We start from the raw sequence: 16,729 nt of genomic DNA on the forward strand, positions 1-16,729 counted from the left end.
CTTTTTATTAGTCTCTATTTAAAATCCATTCGTGATCTTTGTCATTATGAAACTGCCATTTTTTGATTGGCCCTGCCATAATATTTAAATAATAACCATCGTATCCATCAGGGACTGATACTGGATGATAACCTTTTGGTACTAACACCACATTTTCATGTTCTACAGTCATGGTTTCATCTAATGAACGATCATCTGTGTATACACGTTGGAATACAAAGCCTTTTTTAGGGTTCATTTCATGATAATAAGTTTCTTCCAAGAAGGATTCATGTGGTAAATTATTTTGATCGTGTTTATGAGGGGGATAGCTAGACCAGTTACCACTATCTGTATACACTTCAACCACAATTAATTTATCTGAAATGGGACTTTGATCATCCATAATATTGTGAACAGTACGTTTGTTTTGATATTTTCCACGATGTTCTACTGAATTATCAGATGCTTTAATTAAAGTCGTTGGTAATATTTTATTACTTGGAGCATAGGCAATTAATACTCTAGCATCCTCATTGGTCGTAATATCGAACGTTTTACCACTTGAAACATAAACACTATCCGTTGGAACTCTATCAAAGACATCTTGACGATTCCCAATTTGTTTAAATGAGTCTTCCCCAACTATTACATCAATTTTCCCTGCCATCACGACAATGCACGCTTCTAAATTCGTTAATTCTTCTGTGTAAATACCACCTTTAGATAGGTTTAACACGCGCATTTCAATATAGCGTAATCCGTCCGCCTCACGCGTCACGTGATGGCATTCCACCACGTGTTCAGAAAGTTCTTTTTTATATGGACGTCGTTTTAGCTCAACCATTTTGTTTCCTCCCTTTACACATCACTACGTGCGTAACGTGCTGTTACGACTTTATTACGTGTATAGAAATCTACTCCAGCTTTCCCATTTGCTGGTAATGTCCCGTAGAATGATGATTTCCATCCTGAGAACGGGAACATTGCCATTGGAGCAGGAACGCCTAAGTTAATACCTAACATTCCAGCATCAATGTTTTCTCTAAAGAAGCGAATAGCCGAAGCATTATTCGTAAAGAGGCAAGCACCGTTAGCAAACTCTGATGCATTTGCAATAGAAATCCCTTCTTGTAAATCCTTAATTTTCATAATAGATAACACTGGAGCAAATAATTCATCTTTCCAAATAGTCATGTCTGTTGTCACACCTTCAAAAATAGTTGGTCCAACAAAGAATCCCGCCTCATCTAGTTGCTCACGACCGTCACAGATTAAATTAGCACCTGCTTCAACGCCTTGCTCGATATAGTTTAGTGTACGATCTAAGTTTTCTTGACGAATAACTGGGCCCAAAAATACGCCATCATCTAATCCATTGCCCATCTTGATATCTTTTGTGGCTTTTGTTAATTCAGCCATGAATTCATCATAGATACCTTCTTCTACTGTTACCACTGCAGCTGCCATACAACGCTCACCAGCTGAACCAAACGCGGCACTTACAATAGCAGGAATACTGTCTTTAAGATTGGCATCATTTAAAACAATCGTGTGGTTTTTAGCTCCTGTTAGTGATTGAACACGTTTTAAGTTTTTAGAACCTTCTGTATAAACATATTGTCCAACTGGTTGTGACCCAACAAATGAAATCGCTTTGATATCTGGGTGTTGTAATAAACCGTTTACAACATCATGTGCTCCAAAAACTACATTAAATACTCCTTTAGGTAAACCAGCTTCTTCTAATAAGCTCACCACTTTTTCCATTAACATTGGCGCTTTTTCAGATGGCTTCAATACTACTGTGTTTCCTGTAGCAATGGCCATGGGGAACATCCAAAATGGTACCATCATCGGAAAGTTGAATGGCGTTATTCCACCAACTACTCCGATTGGGTATTTATAAACACTTGCTTCAACATCTGTTGCGATAGAAGATAAATTATCCCCCATCATTAAAGTTGGTGCTCCAGCAGCAAATTCTACATTTTCAATACCACGTTGAACTTCACCATATGATTCAGATAAAGCCTTTCCATTTTCTAACGTAACTAATTTTGCTAACTCATCTTTGTTTTCAATTAATAATTGATGAAACTTATATAAAATTCGTGCACGTCTTGGTACAGCAACCTCTTTCCATGTTTGAAATGCTTCTTGTGCGACAGAGGCTGCATGGTCTAAATCCTCACGGGTTGATAACGGAACCTCACACATTACTTCTTTTGTTGCAGGATTCACTACTGTTTCGTATGTGGTTGTTTGGCTTTCTACCCACTCACCATTTATATAATTTTTTAATTTTCTAATTGACATTCATACCCCTCCATAGATTTACTTAAAACATACCATTTAAATTGTTACATCTTGGTTGTTTTGGTTAACTTTGATTTAATATTACCTTTAATTTAATCAACAGTCAATATTTTTTGTTAATTTTATAATAATAACTGGTAATTAAAACATAATTTGATTAACTATTGATAAACTTATGTATAGGTGATATGATAAAAAAAATGACAGAAAGTGGAGAATACTTATGAAAGAGAAACGATTTGAATTAATGAAACAATATATTTTAGATCACAGCCATGTGAGCTTAAAAGAATTGGAAGAGGAATTCAACGTATCCATGAATACTATTAGACGAGATGTCAATAAGATACTCAAAGACTCACGTTTTGAAAAAGTTTACGGCGGTGTTAGTGTAAAAGAGGGGACTCTTGTTGATTTTGAGTATCGAAACGTTGAAAATAAGGAAGATAAAAAAGCCATCGCACAAAAAGCGGCTTCTTTTATTGAGTCAGATGACTTAATCTATATTGATTCTGGTACTACAACGAAATATATCCTAGATTATGTAGATGAAAACATTCCTCTTACGATTATTACCAATAGTTTAGATGTTGTATTAAAAGCTGAAAAATTAAGAAAAGCAAATATTTTTCTGATTGGTCATATTTTTAAGAAGCCTACCCGTTCATTTGTTGGAGTAGAAAATGACGAATTATCTGTTAAATACAATATTACAAAAGCATTTATGGCAGCAACAGCTGTTTCTATCAATAGTGGCTTAATGAATTCTGACATTATGGAATACGAGATCAAGCGACAAGTCATTGATAAAGCGGATAAAATCTTTTTACTAGCTGATGAAACAAAATTTGATCATTCGACTTTATTAACTTATGCAGATTTGAGTGCTGTCGATCTATTAATTACAAATAAGAAATTTACTGATCCATACTCTTCTTATTTTGTTGAGCATAATATTGACGTTTTACATTCATATAAATAATAAAAAACGATAAAACCTATCAAGGCTTTATCGTTTTTTATTTACCCATCATAATCTTCCATTAAATCTTTAAACAATCCGTAAACAAATTGATTTGGATTAAAGGCTTCTAAATCAGTGATTTTCTCTCCTAATCCAACTAATTTTACTGGTAAATGTAATTCATTTCTAATAGCTAAGACAATCCCACCTTTAGCTGTTCCATCTAGCTTAGTTAAAACTATCCCTGTCACATCTGTGGTATTTTTAAATTCTTTTGCTTGAATCAGTGCATTTTGCCCAGTTGTTGCATCTACTACTAATAACACTTCATGAGGAGCTGAAGGGTATTCACGCTCAATGATACGCTTCATTTTTTCTAATTCTTTCATTAAATTGACTTTATTTTGTAAACGCCCTGCCGTATCCACTAACAAAATATCATAATGCTCATTTTTCATTTTTTCTACTGCATCATACACAACAGCAGCTGGATCACTACCTGCATTATGCCGAACCACATCAACATCAGCACGTTCTCCCCAGACAACTAATTGATCAATGGCTCCAGCTCTAAAGGTATCAGCTGCTGCTAACAACACTTTTTTTCCTTCGTCTTTGTATCGTTTAGCCAGTTTTCCAATACTTGTGGTTTTACCCACGCCATTTACACCAACAAATAACATAATGGTTGGACTATCTTTTTGAATATTTAAATCATTGTTTTCTTCAACGCCCTCAGCTTCATAAATCTCAACTAATTTTTCGATAATTGTCGCTTGAACATCTTTTTTCTTTTTAACATTTTTTAATTTCACTTCTTCTTGCAACTCATCAGAAATACGCATTGCCGTTTCAAACCCGACATCAGCAGAAATCAATGCTTCTTCTAAATCTTCAAAAAATTCATCATCAACCATTCTAAAGTTAGCAAATAATTCATTCATGTATTGACCAAAAGATCGTCTTGATTTTTCTAATCCTTTGTCATATTTTTGAACGGTATCTTGTGGTTTTTCTTCAATCACCACTTCTTTGACTACTTCTTTTTTTGGTTCTTCTTGTTTTGAATCAATGATCTCTTCAACCGTTACATCTTCCTTTGGTTCTTCTACAACCACAGTTTCTTTGGCATCAAGACTATCTTCTTTATCTATTTTTTCAATGCTTTGTTCTAATTCCTCGACGATCTCTTTTTTTGGTGTTTCTTCAACTTTTTTCTCACCAAGAACTGCCTTTTTAATCTTATCAAAAAATCCCATGTCACTGCCTCCTACTCATTAATTAACACAAATTTTTCAACGGCATGCGCCACGCCATCTTCTTGGTTACTTTTCGTAACAAATTTAGCAATGTCTTTCACACCTTGACTGCCGTTTTCCATCACAACACCTAACCCAGCATACTCAATCATTGAAAAATCATTTTCTTCATCACCAATTGCCATCACTTCTGATTGTTTAATCCCTAAATAATTTGCCAATTCATCAATGCCAGCAGCTTTACTCGCTTCTTTATGGATAATTTCTAATAAATTGTCACGTGATTTCATGATATTAAACTCTTCTAATAACTCTTTTGGTAATTGGGCTAATTTTTCATCCAAATAACTTGTTTCAACGGCTACAACCATTTTGTTAAACAAACGATTTTTATCCAATGTATCAAGTGTCGCATGCTCCACCTTAAGTAGTGGATTCATACTTTCATAAATAGAAGTGTAAGGTTCTTTAGCAGTTTCTAAATGAATAACCGTATCCACTGAAATAATATCTAACGGTAAATTTAATGACATCATCACGTTAGCCACTCGACTCACTTCGTCAAAAGATAAAGAATGAGCTAATAGCGTCTCGCCAGTATCATTTTTTTGCACAGAACTACCATTAAAGGTGATACTATAGTCCCCTTCATCTCTTAACTCAAGCCTATCCAAGTAAGGCTCAATTGCAAATAATGGGCGTCCCGTACAAATGACAACCTTTACTCCTTGTTCTTTCGCTTGAGTTAACACTGTTTTATTTTTATCAGAGATTTTTTTATCATCAGTTAATAATGTGCCATCTAAATCAATCGCAATCAACTTAATCATGTTATGTCTCCTATCTATTTTAATGTGGTTTCTAATTTTTCCATCTCTTCTAAGTGTACGGAAACAATCTTCGATACACCAGATTCTTGCATTGTGACCCCATATAATACTTTAGCAGATTCCATCGTTCCCTTACGATGAGTAATCACAATAAATTGTGTCGCATCACCAAAATGACGTAAATAATTACCAAAACGTGTCACGTTTGCTTCATCTAATGCTGCCTCTACCTCGTCTAAAATGCAAAATGGGATAGGTCTTGCTTGAATGATAGAAAATAGCAGAGCAATAGCTGTTAAGGCTCTTTCTCCTCCTGAAAGTAAACTCAATTGCTGTAATTTTTTACCTGGTGGTTGAGCCACAATGTCTATCCCTGTATGCAGTAAATCTGTTTCATCACTCAAAATTAAATCAGCATGTCCTCCACCAAACATCTTAGGAAATACTTGACGGAATTCTTCACGAATGTCACAAAATACTTCATGAAATTGCTTCATGACTAACATATCCATCTCATCCATTGTTTCTTTCAATTCATCTTTCGCTAAATTCAAATCATCACGTTGGCTCGTTAAAAAGTCATAACGCTCCAATATATCATCATGTTGAGCAATAGCCGAAATATTAACAGGTCCTAAGTCAGCTACTTTTCTTTTTAACTCTCTAATGTTTTGACTCACGCTTGCTACGTTTTCAATGATGAAAGAACGCTCTTTTGCTGCCTCAAACGTTAAACTATATTCTTCTTGTAAGTAAGTTAATAAACTATCTAACTGATTATCACATGTTCCTTGAATAATGTCTAATTCTGTTCGTTGACTAATCAAGACTTGAATATCTTGTCGGTTTTTCTCAACAATTTTTTCTTGTTCTTTGATACTGGTTGTATAGTGTTCTCGCTGTGTTTTGGCTTCCGTAATTTGAGTTAAAATCTCCTCGCGCTTATTAGAAACACTACCCATCTCTTTTATAATTCTGGCTTCTTCTTCATGAAAATGACTGCTATCTTGCTCATTAGACTGCGTTTCTTGTAGCATGTCACTCATTTTCTTATCCGCAACATCTAAGCGTTCTATACGCTCTTTTTGTTTTTCGTTCAACTGACTGAGTTTTTCTTTCACCACTGCTAACTCAGCTTCTTTTTTAGCAAGTGATTGCGTCAACTCTTCTTTTTTCTCTAAATTAGTAGCCTCTAATTGATCCACATCAGCCATTTTTTTATCAAGCTCGGCTATTTTTTTTTCTAACTCTTTTTGTTCAAGCTCGTAATTTTCTTTATCTTGTTGATATAACGTTAGAAATTGGTTCAATTCACTTTGCTCATACTCTATCACTTTTTTCTCTTTTTCTAATTGACTCACATCTTGTGTTAAAAGAGACACTTGAGTGCTTAACTGTTGCTCTGTTAATCTTGCTTCTTCGCCTAATTGACGCAACTGTTCAAGAGACTCATCTACTACAACTAGTTCCTCTTTTATATGAGACACTTCTGCTTCTTTTTGCTGATACAAAGTCGTCATTTGAGACAATTGTTTCTCTATTTCCTGTAATTCTTTTGATTGTGAAAACCAGTGCATCGACTGACCATTTTTACTCATCCCACCAGTCATCGAGCCACCAGGATTCATCACATCACCATCTAACGATACCACACGATATTGAAACTTAATTTGTTTCGCAATGTGTGTCGCAGAATCCAATGAATCAGCCACAATCGTTAATCCAAGTAAGTTTTTCATAATCGCTGCAACTGTCTCATCATAAGATACCAACTCACTTGCTACACCAATAAATCCAGACATATGAGACACTTTATCTAATACATCTTGACGAATAAAACGAGCTTTGACGGTTGTTAATGGTAAAAATGTCGCACGTCCCAATCGTTGTTTTTTTAGATAAGAAATGGCCTCTCTAGCACTTTGGTCATCAGTTGTTACAATATGCTGAACACTTGTCCCAAGTGCTGTTTCCAATGCTAATTGGTATGCTTCTGGAATCTCAATTAATTCAGCAACAGCACCCACTACTCCAGGAAATTGCTGTTTATCTTTTAGTACTGCTCTAACACCTTGATAAAATCCAGCATAGTTATCTTGTAGCTCTTTCAAGCTTTTTTGTTTTGCTTGAGCTTGCTGTAAAATACGTAACGCATCCATTAATTGTGTATTTAATTTTTGAAGTTGCGTATTTAACTGTTCTTTGACTTGTCTTTTTTGCTGATAATCTTCCAAGTAAGTCACGACATTCGCTTTTTTTATGTCATACTCTTTCTCTAAATTTTCTAGGGTTTCTTGTTTTTCTTTAATCAATGAGATAAGCTGTTCATAATGATTGATTTCACGCGAATTTTTATTGGTTTCTTGACTATACTGTTTTTCTAAATGTTTTAACTCATTATTCACATGACTTTGTTGTTGCATATATTCTAAATAATCGCTACGCATATCATCTAATTGTTCTTTTGCTGATTTGCTATATTGAACCAGTTCTTCTCTCATACGATAAGTATCTTTTTGTATCGCTTGCTTTTCTTGTATTAATTCTTGTTCATCTTGCTTTAATGTATCAATCTCACGTCGTAATAATTCTTTTTGTGTATCTAAATCTCTCAATGTTTTTTGCTGTGATTCTTTCGTTTGGACAGAAAATTTTTGCTTTTCCTCCAACACTCTTTTTTGTGTTTCTAACTGTTCATATTGCGTACTGTAATCAAGTAGTCTCTGTTGATGATTGTCTAACATTTGTTCTAGTGTTTCTTGTTCTAATTTTAGTTGTTCTAATGTTTCTTCCAATGTGATTTTTTCTAATTCTCTAGCCTCTAGAGCTTGTTTTTTTTGACGTAATTGTTCTTTATTTTTTTCCCATTTTTCTTTCGTTTCTTCAATAAGATGGGTTGTCATACTGATATCTTGCTCAGATAAAGTCTCCTTTAAAGCCAGATATTGTGTCGCATTATCACTTTGTTTCTTTAATGGAGCTAATTGTATCTCTAGCTCATAAATAATATCTTGTACTCGACTTAAATTATCATCTGTTTCACCAAGATGTTTTTCAGCTTGTTTTTTTCGGTTTTTATATTTTAATACCCCTGCTGCTTCTTCAAATATAGCTCGACGTTCTTCCGGCTTACTATTAAATATTTCTTCTACTTTCCCTTGAGAAATAATCGAAAAAGAATCTCTACCTAGACCTGAATCCATAAACAAACTAATCACATCTTTTAATCTACAACGTTGCTTATTAATAAAGAAATCACTCTCACCATCTCGTGTTAACCTTCTTGTGACACTCACTTCAGAGTATTCAATGGGTAAGAAATGGTCTTCATTATCTAACACAAGCGTTACCTCTGCAATATTTAATGGGGAACGTGAAGAAGAGCCAGCAAAAATAACGTCCGGCATTTTCCCCCCACGTAAATTTTTTGCTGACTGCTCCCCTAAAACCCATCGAACGGCTTCTGTGATATTACTTTTTCCACTTCCATTAGGACCAACTACGGCCGTCAAGCCTTCATTAAATTCTATTATCGTTCGTTCTGCAAAGGATTTAAATCCCGCAATTTCTATTCGTTTCAAATACACAAAAAATAAGTCCCCTTCCTAGGATTCTTCTGCCAAAATATTAGCTAATGCTGCTTCTGCTGCATTTTGTTCTGCCGCTTTTTTAGATTTTCCAGACCCCTTACCTAAAGGTGTTCCTCCACCACACACTTCAACATGAAAAACTCTTGCATGTGCTGGTCCTTCTTCATCAATTAAATGATATTCAATCAAGATATCACCATTTTTTTGTAATACTTCTTGTAGAGCTGTTTTATGATCCATCTCATGTGAAAAAGCACCAGTTTCAATTTTTGCTACGACTACTTGGTAGATAAATTCTTTCGATTTTTTAGCTCCTTGATCCAAATATAGAGCTCCTAAAAAAGCTTCGAATAAATCACACAACAATGATGAACGACTTCTACCATTTGAATTTTCCTCACCCTTACCAAGTTTAACAAATTGATCAAACCCACATTCTTTAGCAAACATTGCTAGACTGTCTTCTCTAACAATGGTTGAACGTAGTTTTGTTAATTTCCCTTCTGGTAAATCTTGAAAATGACGGTATAAATAATCAGATACTTCTAACTCTAAGACAGCATCTCCTAGAAATTCTAATCGTTCATTATCTTGTAATTCAAAATGTCGATGCTCATTCACATAGGATGAATGGGTAAACGCTTGTTCCAACAACGAGATGTCTTTAAAAATGATGTTATAGTCTGTCTTTAATAACTGTGTTAACGTTTGTTCCATTGAATGTGCCTCTCCCTTTTAACGATAGATACTCTTATTATACGTTTTTTTTGTTTGAAAGAAAACAAAAACTATCAATTTGACCAAATAGCCAAATTGATAGTCATTAAACGTTATTTTTTATCTGTTACACCAACGTGAGACCATGGGTTACTTGTTACATCATAAGCCCAGTCAAATCCAGTTACTTTGTCACTTACTGGTAATACAGCATCTCTGAACAATGTTGGAATGACAAATGCTTCGTCAGCAACATATTCTTGCCATTCTTTAAATTTATCTGTACGGTATTTACCATCAAATGATTTCTCAGAATCAATTTCGTTCAATAGCTTAGTATTTTCATCACTGACAAAACGAGTGTAGTTAAACGCTGCTTTAGGTCCGTATAATCCTGATTGAGATGGATCTGAACTTAATCCCCAAGCCGCTTGATAAACATCAACGTCTGGTGAATCATTTTTCAATTTATCATAGAATGATTGGAATTCAATTAAACGACCAGTTGATAATTTAACATCTAAACCAATTTCTTTCCAGCAGTCCATGTAGTATTCAGCTAATGGTTGGGCAGTTTCGCCACCTGACATAGAAGCAAAATTAATTTCTAGTTTTTCACCTTTTGGATCGCGACGGAATTCTTCGCCATCTTTTTTCTTGTATCCAGCTTCATCTAATAATTTGTTTGCTTTATCAATATCTTGTTTAGAGTAACCAACTAAGCTCTTATCACTAAATTCATCAAAGATTGGTGGTACAATCGCATTAGCAGGTTGACGTAAACCATTGTAGAATTTGTTCGCTACAGCTTCGTTATCAATGGCATATCCCATTGCTTGACGTAATGATTTATTTGCCATTTTTGAATCTGGATTGTAAACAGATTCACCTTTAGCATCATCCCATTTACCTAATTTGAATCCAATATAAGTATAAGCTAAATCTTGACGACCTAAGATTTCATATCCTTCTATATCTTTATAGTTTGGATAGTTATCAGTTGGCATACTGAATACCATGTCATATTTTTTAGCTTTCAATGATTCTACAATTGAACTCGATGGTGCGACACGCATTGTGATTTTACTTAATTTGGGTTTTTCACCGTAGTAGTACTCATTTGGTGTGTACTCTACAGATTCACCTGTATTAATTTTTTCCATTTTGTATGGTCCAAACGTTACGATATTCTTACGTACCGCATCACTAGATTCCATTCCTTTTACTGGAATATCTTTAAAGATATGAGAAGGCATTGCTGAAGTCCAAACAGTTTCACTTGTTTGTTTCATCCCTGGATTCATTTCTTTGTAAGAAATTTCGACCGTTTTGTCATCTACTTTTTTAATTCCTGAGATAGTGTCAGCTTTTCCATCATGGTACTCATCCATCCCAACGATATTTTGGAAATCTTCACCATAACGGATACCTGAATAATCTTTGTTACCAATGATTAAGTATGGTTGGATAATATCATCTGCTACTAATGGTTTACCATCTGACCATTTGGCATCTTTAGTAATTGTAATTGTAATTTTCTTACCATCAACATCGATGTCTTTTTTTGCTACTCCGTCATCTGTTGTCTCAAAGTTACCATTACTTGTAAATAATGATTCATGAGATGGTTGCATAAATTGAGCATCATAGTTGTCTTCAGAAAAAGTTTCAGAGAACATTCCTTTAAACTGTGTATCCATAACAACTGCTGCTTCTAACGTTCCGCCTTCTTTGGCTTTTTCTTTATTAGACGTTTTTACTGGGAATTTTGATACATCTTCCGTTTTTTCTGTTTTCCCACTACTTGATTTTTTGTCAGATTTTCCTCCGCCACAAGCTGATAACCCAACTGTTACTGCAGCACCAAGTGCTACGACGCTAAATAATTTTTTGTACTTCATTCCTTCATCCCCCTTAGATTTTTTTATCCTAAACGTTGACGTGCATCCGCTGAACGCTTCAATGCTTGACCAACGTAGTTGATACATAACATCATGACAAGAATTAATACAGACGCTGGCGCCCATACCCAAGTCATATCTGATAAAACGACACCATTTGACGCATACCCAATCAATGTTCCTAAACTAGGTGTTGATTGTGGTAATCCAAATCCTAAGTATGACAACGTTGTTTCAATCCCGATGTTGCCTGCAAAGTTCATCGTCAAATTTGTAATAATTAATGAGCTTAAGTTTGGCATCAATTCACCAAACATTATCTTGAAATCACTTGTCCCAAGTGTTTTTGATGCACTGATGTAATCACGACGTACTTCAGATAGTGTCTTTCCTCTAAAGAGACGCGCTTTTGCGACCCAATAGAATGAACTCATAATCATAATAAAAGAAAATACATTATAGCTTGGAACAATTGTAACAAACACAATGATAATCATCATAATGGGTAAAATCATGATAAAATCAACAATTCGCATAATGATACTATCTACCATACCACCATAGTACCCTGCAACAATCCCTAATCCCACACCAATGATTGATGTCAAAATAGTAATTGAAAACCCAATAACAACAGAGTTACGAGCACCAATGATCAATTGTCCAAAAACATCACGCCCACCTTCGTCAGCACCTAATAGGTAGCCATTACCTGGGGCAGCATATTTATCTAAGATACTTACTTTCATTACAGCATCTTTATCTAAAACAAGTGCTCCGATAAAAATAACTGCAAAGATAATAACTAATAACGCTAATGAAAATAATGCTAATTTATCTTTTTTAAATTCTCGAGCAATCATTTTAAAACCTGTTGGTGGAACACTAACAGCTTCTACAGTTGCTTCTTTTTTTTCTTTACTCATAGCGAGTCTCCTTTCTTAACTATTGGTTTGTTACTGGATACGAATACGAGGATCGACGATACTCATGACAATATCTGAAATTAGATTTCCGATAATTGTGACAATACCTAGTATTAATACTATGGCTGTAATCACTGAGTAGTCACGTCCATTGATTGCATCAATAAACAATTTACCAATACCTGGATAAGCAAAGGTTTGTTCAATAACAACTGACCCACTAATTAAGGCAGTAATTTCATAACTTAATTGGGCTGCTATTGGTAAAGAGGCATTTCTAAAAATATGATGTGTAAAGACTTTATTAGTCGGTACACCTTTTGCTCTTGCTGTACGAACAAAATCTAATTGTTTTGCATCAATGACTTCATTACGTAAGTATTGAATCGTTACGGCTGTTGCAAGTAACGCTTGTGTAATGGCTGGTAAAATCATGTGATACAAGCGACTCATCACATATTGTAATGACCCCGGTTCTAATCCTGTTGCCACTGATCCCGTTGTTGGGAACCATTCTAAACGGTAACCAAAGACAAATAGCATCAGTAACGCGAAGATAAAGATTGGAACAGCAAAGCTGACAAAGTTATAAACGACAACTGCTTTATCAAACCAAGAGTTTTGATAACGACCTGAGACTAATCCTAAAGGTAAGGCAATTGCATATGTAATAATAACTGTTAATAATGACAAGTAAATGGTATTCCCAACACGAGAACCAATAATATCACTTACAGGTAGTTTATATAAGAAACTTTGTCCAAAATCACCTTTAAACGCATTGGTTATCCAATCAAAATACTGAATATACCAAGGATTATTTAATCCTGCTGCTTCACGCATTCGATCGATTGTCGCAGGGTCCATATTAGGATTAATTAATCCAGTAAACGGATCTCCCGGCATAGCTTTTGCTAATAAAAAGATAAACAGACTCAACACAAAAATTTGTGGAATCATTAATAGTACACGTCTTAATATTGTTTTCCACATATCATTGTCCTCCCCCTTCAGTTGTCTTAATTGCTGCCTGATGAGTTGGACTAATAGTTTTCAAGTCATATACACGACCATTTTCATCATAGTACTGGCTGTATAAGTCTCGGAAATCTTGTTCCACTTTTCGACGCTCTTGTTTATGCTTATCACGGTTTTCTACATCAATCTTAGGAATGGCAGACAGTAAGCGTTTTGTATAAATATGTTGTGGATTATTATAAATATCTTCACGCGTTCCGATTTCAACAAAACGACCATGATTCATAATCGCAATATTGTCACACATGTGTTTTACCACACCTAAATCGTGAGAGATAAATAAATAACTCAAATTATATTCTTCCTGAATACGTTTCATGAAGTTAAGTACCTGTGCTTGAACTGATAAGTCAAGAGCTGATACTGGCTCATCGGCAATGATTAATTTAGGATTCGTTGCAACAGCTCGTGCCACACCTAAACGTTGTCTTTGACCACCAGAAAACTCATGTGGGTACTTATATAGTGCATCTGTTGGCATACCAACAATATCTAACAAGTTTTGAACACGTTTCTTTTCTTCTTGAACAGATAAGTTTTCGAAGTTTCGAATGGGTTCAGCAATAATATCCAATACACGTTTCTTAGGATTTAAACTTGACATTGAATCTTGGAAAATCATTTGCACATCTTTATTATAGCCAATTGATTTTCTTGCTCTTTTTGAAACAACATTTGTGTTTTCAAATAAAATTTCTCCGGCTGTTGCTTTTTCAAGACCCACAATTGTTTTACCAATGGTTGATTTGCCTGAACCAGACTCTCCAACTAAACCGTATGTTTTTCCTGCTTCAATTTCAAAGTCAACACCATCAACAGCATAAACATAATCAACAACTTTATTTAAAAATCCTCCACGAATTGGGTAATGCACTTTTAAATCTTTTATTTCTATTAGTCCCATTATGCGTCACCTTCTTCTCTAAAGTGGAAATGTTTGTAACATGTGCATCGAACAAAGTGTCCTGGTTCAACTTCATGCAACGTTGGTTGTTCCTCGTGCTCATCTTCTGGTATCCAAGGAATACGAGCGGCAAATCGGCAACCTGTACGTGGCATATTTTTTAATGAAGGAACCACTCCCTCGATAACATGTAATTCAGAGTCATGTGCGTCTTCTTGTGGAATTGAGTTCAGTAACGAGCGTGTATAAGGATGTTGTGGATTAGAGAATAAAACATCAACAGGTGCTTCTTCTACAATTTGACCACCATACATAACAGCGACTCTATCTGCTGTCTCAGCTACCACACCTAAATCGTGAGTAATCAAAATAATGCCGGCTTCTGTTTCCTCTTGTAAATCTCCTAATAAGTCTAAAATTTGTGCTTGAATGGTTACATCAAGCGCAGTAGTAGGTTCATCGGCAATAATAATTGGTGGTTTACAAGAAATAGCGATAGCGATGATAACACGTTGTCTCATCCCACCGGACAATTCATGTGGATATTGTTTTGCCACACGTTCAGGATTGACAATACCTACTTGATTTAATAACTCAATCGCACGTTCAGTCCGTTGTTTTTCATCTAAATCTGTATGATAAAACAACGCTTCTGAAATTTGATCTCCTATACGCATTAATGGATTTAACGCTGACAATGGATCTTGGAAAATCATCCCGATATCATTTCCTCTAATCTTGTTATAAAGCGTTTCGGATAGACCTACAAGATTTAAATCGTTGTAGACGATATCCCCAGTAATTCTAGTATTTTTTGGATCTTGTAACCCCATTATGGTCATTGCTAATGTGCTTTTCCCACAACCAGATTCTCCAACAATTGCTAAAATTTCATTTTTGTCTAATGTAATTGACACGTCATCTACTGCATCATAAAAATTGTCTTTGATTCGAAATCCCGTATGTAAATTTCTCACGTCTAATAATTTGTTGTCAACAAACAATAGAATTCTCCTTTCTTATATTATTCCCGTACTGATTTTATTTGTACATATAACTCTTCATTTTTAATAATATCTATATACTTAATAGATGAAAACTATTAAGATATCTTATAATTATATTAGAAAACGAATGATTAAGCAATAGTTTTAATAGCAATTAAATTAATTTAAAATTAAAATTAAATGATATTAAACTCATTATATACTACTAATCTCATAATTTAAAGGTATCTTTTTGAATTTCACAAACATTCTAATACAAAAACGTTTTCAGTACCAACCTTTTAATCTTTTCTTGTAAAAATAAGTTATTTTCTTTTAAAAAATTAGGGATTTAAGTATTAATATAACTGCTTTCTCATTTTCTAATGACCTAAAGGGAAAAAATTTATTTTAGTTCTCAGCTAATCAATCGTTTCATAGAAATTCCCCATAATAGTTACATTCTCGGATATACTAACAAAGGCTTTTGGATCTGCTTTCTCCATTGCATGTTGTAGCATAGGGATTTGATCGCGCGTCAATACAGTTAATAATACTTTTTGTTCATGATGAGAAAATGCTCCTTCTGCATCATTTAAAATAGTAATACCTCGACGTATCCTAGATTGTAACTCATCTACGACAGTTTGTGGCTTACTTGTAATAATCATAACTTGCATTTTTTTTTGCTTAGTAAATACCATATCGACTACTTTGCCATTCACAAAAATAGAAAAAGCACTGTAAAATGAATATGGCCAACCAAACAAATAACCTGATGTTAAAATAATACAGGCATTAAAAATGATATTTAATGATCCAACATTTCGACCAGTTAGTTTTCTAATTGTCATACTAACAATATCTAATCCACCCGAAGATAAGCCACTACGAAGCGCTAATCCTACTCCCAAACCACATATTCCTCCACCAAAAATGGCACAAATAATAGGATCGGTCGATAACACTGTAATAGGAATAACCTGTACAAAAAAAGCTGTCATAAATACAGAAATCATCGTAAAAATAGTAAATTTTCTACTCAACATTATCCACGCTAATATAAACAGCGGAATATTTAAGCAATACAATACAACACCCATAGGCAATTCAATACCTGATACCTTTTCGGCTAACGTGACAATAATCTGCCCTAAACCTGTAATACCACTGGCATAAATATGTCCAGGTCTCCAAAATAAATTTAGTGCAATTGCTTGTAAAATACCATTAACAACAGCCATAGAAACTTTTTCCATATACCCATTGTCGCTCATATATTCTTTACACGTTTTTAATCTTTCCACTGATTGCGC

Annotated in this window: 13 protein-coding genes; 1 reads left to right on the forward strand and 12 read right to left on the reverse strand. The window is 34.6% G+C overall.

The features are described 5' to 3' along the window. Positions 1–7 precede the first annotated feature (7 nt). Positions 8–826 carry a 5-deoxy-glucuronate isomerase gene (iolB, locus tag MN187_RS08770; protein WP_117973539.1) on the reverse strand — a complete coding sequence of 273 codons (819 nt, stop codon included), beginning with the start codon at positions 824–826 and terminating at the stop codon, positions 8–10. A gap of 14 nt (positions 827–840) precedes the next feature. Then, positions 841–2,298 (reverse strand): CoA-acylating methylmalonate-semialdehyde dehydrogenase, encoded by a 1,458-nt coding sequence (locus MN187_RS08775; protein ID WP_117973541.1) that lies wholly within the window; start codon positions 2,296–2,298, stop codon positions 841–843. Positions 2,299–2,521: 223 nt separating this feature from the next. Between MN187_RS08775 and MN187_RS08780 the strand changes: the two genes are divergently transcribed. Beyond that, positions 2,522–3,280 carry a DeoR/GlpR family DNA-binding transcription regulator gene (locus MN187_RS08780; protein WP_117973543.1) on the forward strand — a complete coding sequence of 253 codons (759 nt, stop codon included), beginning with the start codon at positions 2,522–2,524 and terminating at the stop codon, positions 3,278–3,280. Between the two features lie 41 nt (positions 3,281–3,321). Here the strand turns inward: MN187_RS08780 and ftsY are convergent, their stop codons facing one another. From ftsY to MN187_RS08830, 10 genes are all read right to left on the reverse strand, one after another. Further along, positions 3,322–4,521 (reverse strand): signal recognition particle-docking protein FtsY, encoded by a 1,200-nt coding sequence (ftsY, locus tag MN187_RS08785; RefSeq protein ID WP_242093858.1) that lies wholly within the window; start codon positions 4,519–4,521, stop codon positions 3,322–3,324. An 11-nt stretch (positions 4,522–4,532) separates the two neighbouring features. Further along, a complete protein-coding gene (locus MN187_RS08790) occupies positions 4,533–5,351 on the reverse strand; it encodes a Cof-type HAD-IIB family hydrolase (RefSeq protein WP_241699554.1) in 819 nt (272 codons plus the stop codon). 14 nt (positions 5,352–5,365) lie between these two features. After that, a complete protein-coding gene (gene smc, locus MN187_RS08795; RefSeq protein WP_241699553.1) occupies positions 5,366–8,938 on the reverse strand; it encodes a chromosome segregation protein SMC in 3,573 nt (1,190 codons plus the stop codon). A gap of 18 nt (positions 8,939–8,956) precedes the next feature. After that, positions 8,957–9,658, reverse strand: a complete 702-nt coding sequence (rnc, locus tag MN187_RS08800; protein ID WP_117973550.1) for a ribonuclease III — start codon at positions 9,656–9,658, stop codon at positions 8,957–8,959. A 113-nt stretch (positions 9,659–9,771) separates the two neighbouring features. Then, on the reverse strand, positions 9,772–11,559 hold the full coding sequence (locus MN187_RS08805; RefSeq protein WP_117973552.1) for an oligopeptide ABC transporter substrate-binding protein: 1,788 nt from the start codon (positions 11,557–11,559) through the stop codon (positions 9,772–9,774). Between the two features lie 23 nt (positions 11,560–11,582). Next, on the reverse strand, positions 11,583–12,485 hold the full coding sequence (locus MN187_RS08810; RefSeq protein ID WP_117973554.1) for an ABC transporter permease: 903 nt from the start codon (positions 12,483–12,485) through the stop codon (positions 11,583–11,585). A 30-nt stretch (positions 12,486–12,515) separates the two neighbouring features. Beyond that, the gene (gene opp4B, locus MN187_RS08815) at positions 12,516–13,478 is read right to left on the reverse strand and encodes an oligopeptide ABC transporter permease (RefSeq protein WP_071456144.1); all 963 of its coding nucleotides are present in this window, start codon (positions 13,476–13,478) and stop codon (positions 12,516–12,518) included. 1 nt (position 13,479) lies between these two features. Next, positions 13,480–14,430, reverse strand: a complete 951-nt coding sequence (locus MN187_RS08820) for an ATP-binding cassette domain-containing protein (RefSeq protein WP_117973556.1) — start codon at positions 14,428–14,430, stop codon at positions 13,480–13,482. After that, on the reverse strand, positions 14,427–15,431 hold the full coding sequence (locus MN187_RS08825) for an ABC transporter ATP-binding protein (RefSeq protein ID WP_241699552.1): 1,005 nt from the start codon (positions 15,429–15,431) through the stop codon (positions 14,427–14,429). The genes MN187_RS08820 and MN187_RS08825 overlap by 4 nt, the downstream gene beginning before the upstream one ends. Before the next feature lie 404 nt (positions 15,432–15,835). Beyond that, a complete protein-coding gene (locus MN187_RS08830) occupies positions 15,836–16,690 on the reverse strand; it encodes a YitT family protein (protein WP_241699559.1) in 855 nt (284 codons plus the stop codon). Positions 16,691–16,729 lie beyond the last annotated feature (39 nt).

The sequence above is a fragment of the Vagococcus sp. CY52-2 genome, assembly GCF_022655055.1.
Classification (GTDB): Bacteria; Bacillota; Bacilli; order Lactobacillales; family Vagococcaceae; genus Vagococcus.

Coding starts and splice junctions, on each gene's coding strand:
- MN187_RS08810 (WP_117973554.1), bottom strand. CDS start 12,485: ATGAGTAAAGAAAAAAAAGAAGCAACTGTAGAAGCTGTTAGTGTTCCA.
- opp4B (WP_071456144.1), bottom strand. CDS start 13,478: ATGTGGAAAACAATATTAAGACGTGTACTATTAATGATTCCACAAATT.
- MN187_RS08830 (WP_241699559.1), bottom strand. CDS start 16,690: ATGAGCGACAATGGGTATATGGAAAAAGTTTCTATGGCTGTTGTTAAT.
- iolB (WP_117973539.1), bottom strand. CDS start 826: ATGGTTGAGCTAAAACGACGTCCATATAAAAAAGAACTTTCTGAACAC.
- rnc (WP_117973550.1), bottom strand. CDS start 9,658: ATGGAACAAACGTTAACACAGTTATTAAAGACAGACTATAACATCATT.
- ftsY (WP_242093858.1), bottom strand. CDS start 4,521: ATGGGATTTTTTGATAAGATTAAAAAGGCAGTTCTTGGTGAGAAAAAA.
- MN187_RS08790 (WP_241699554.1), bottom strand. CDS start 5,351: ATGATTAAGTTGATTGCGATTGATTTAGATGGCACATTATTAACTGAT.
- MN187_RS08775 (WP_117973541.1), bottom strand. CDS start 2,298: ATGTCAATTAGAAAATTAAAAAATTATATAAATGGTGAGTGGGTAGAA.
- MN187_RS08780 (WP_117973543.1), top strand. CDS start 2,522: ATGAAAGAGAAACGATTTGAATTAATGAAACAATATATTTTAGATCAC.
- MN187_RS08805 (WP_117973552.1), bottom strand. CDS start 11,559: ATGAAGTACAAAAAATTATTTAGCGTCGTAGCACTTGGTGCTGCAGTA.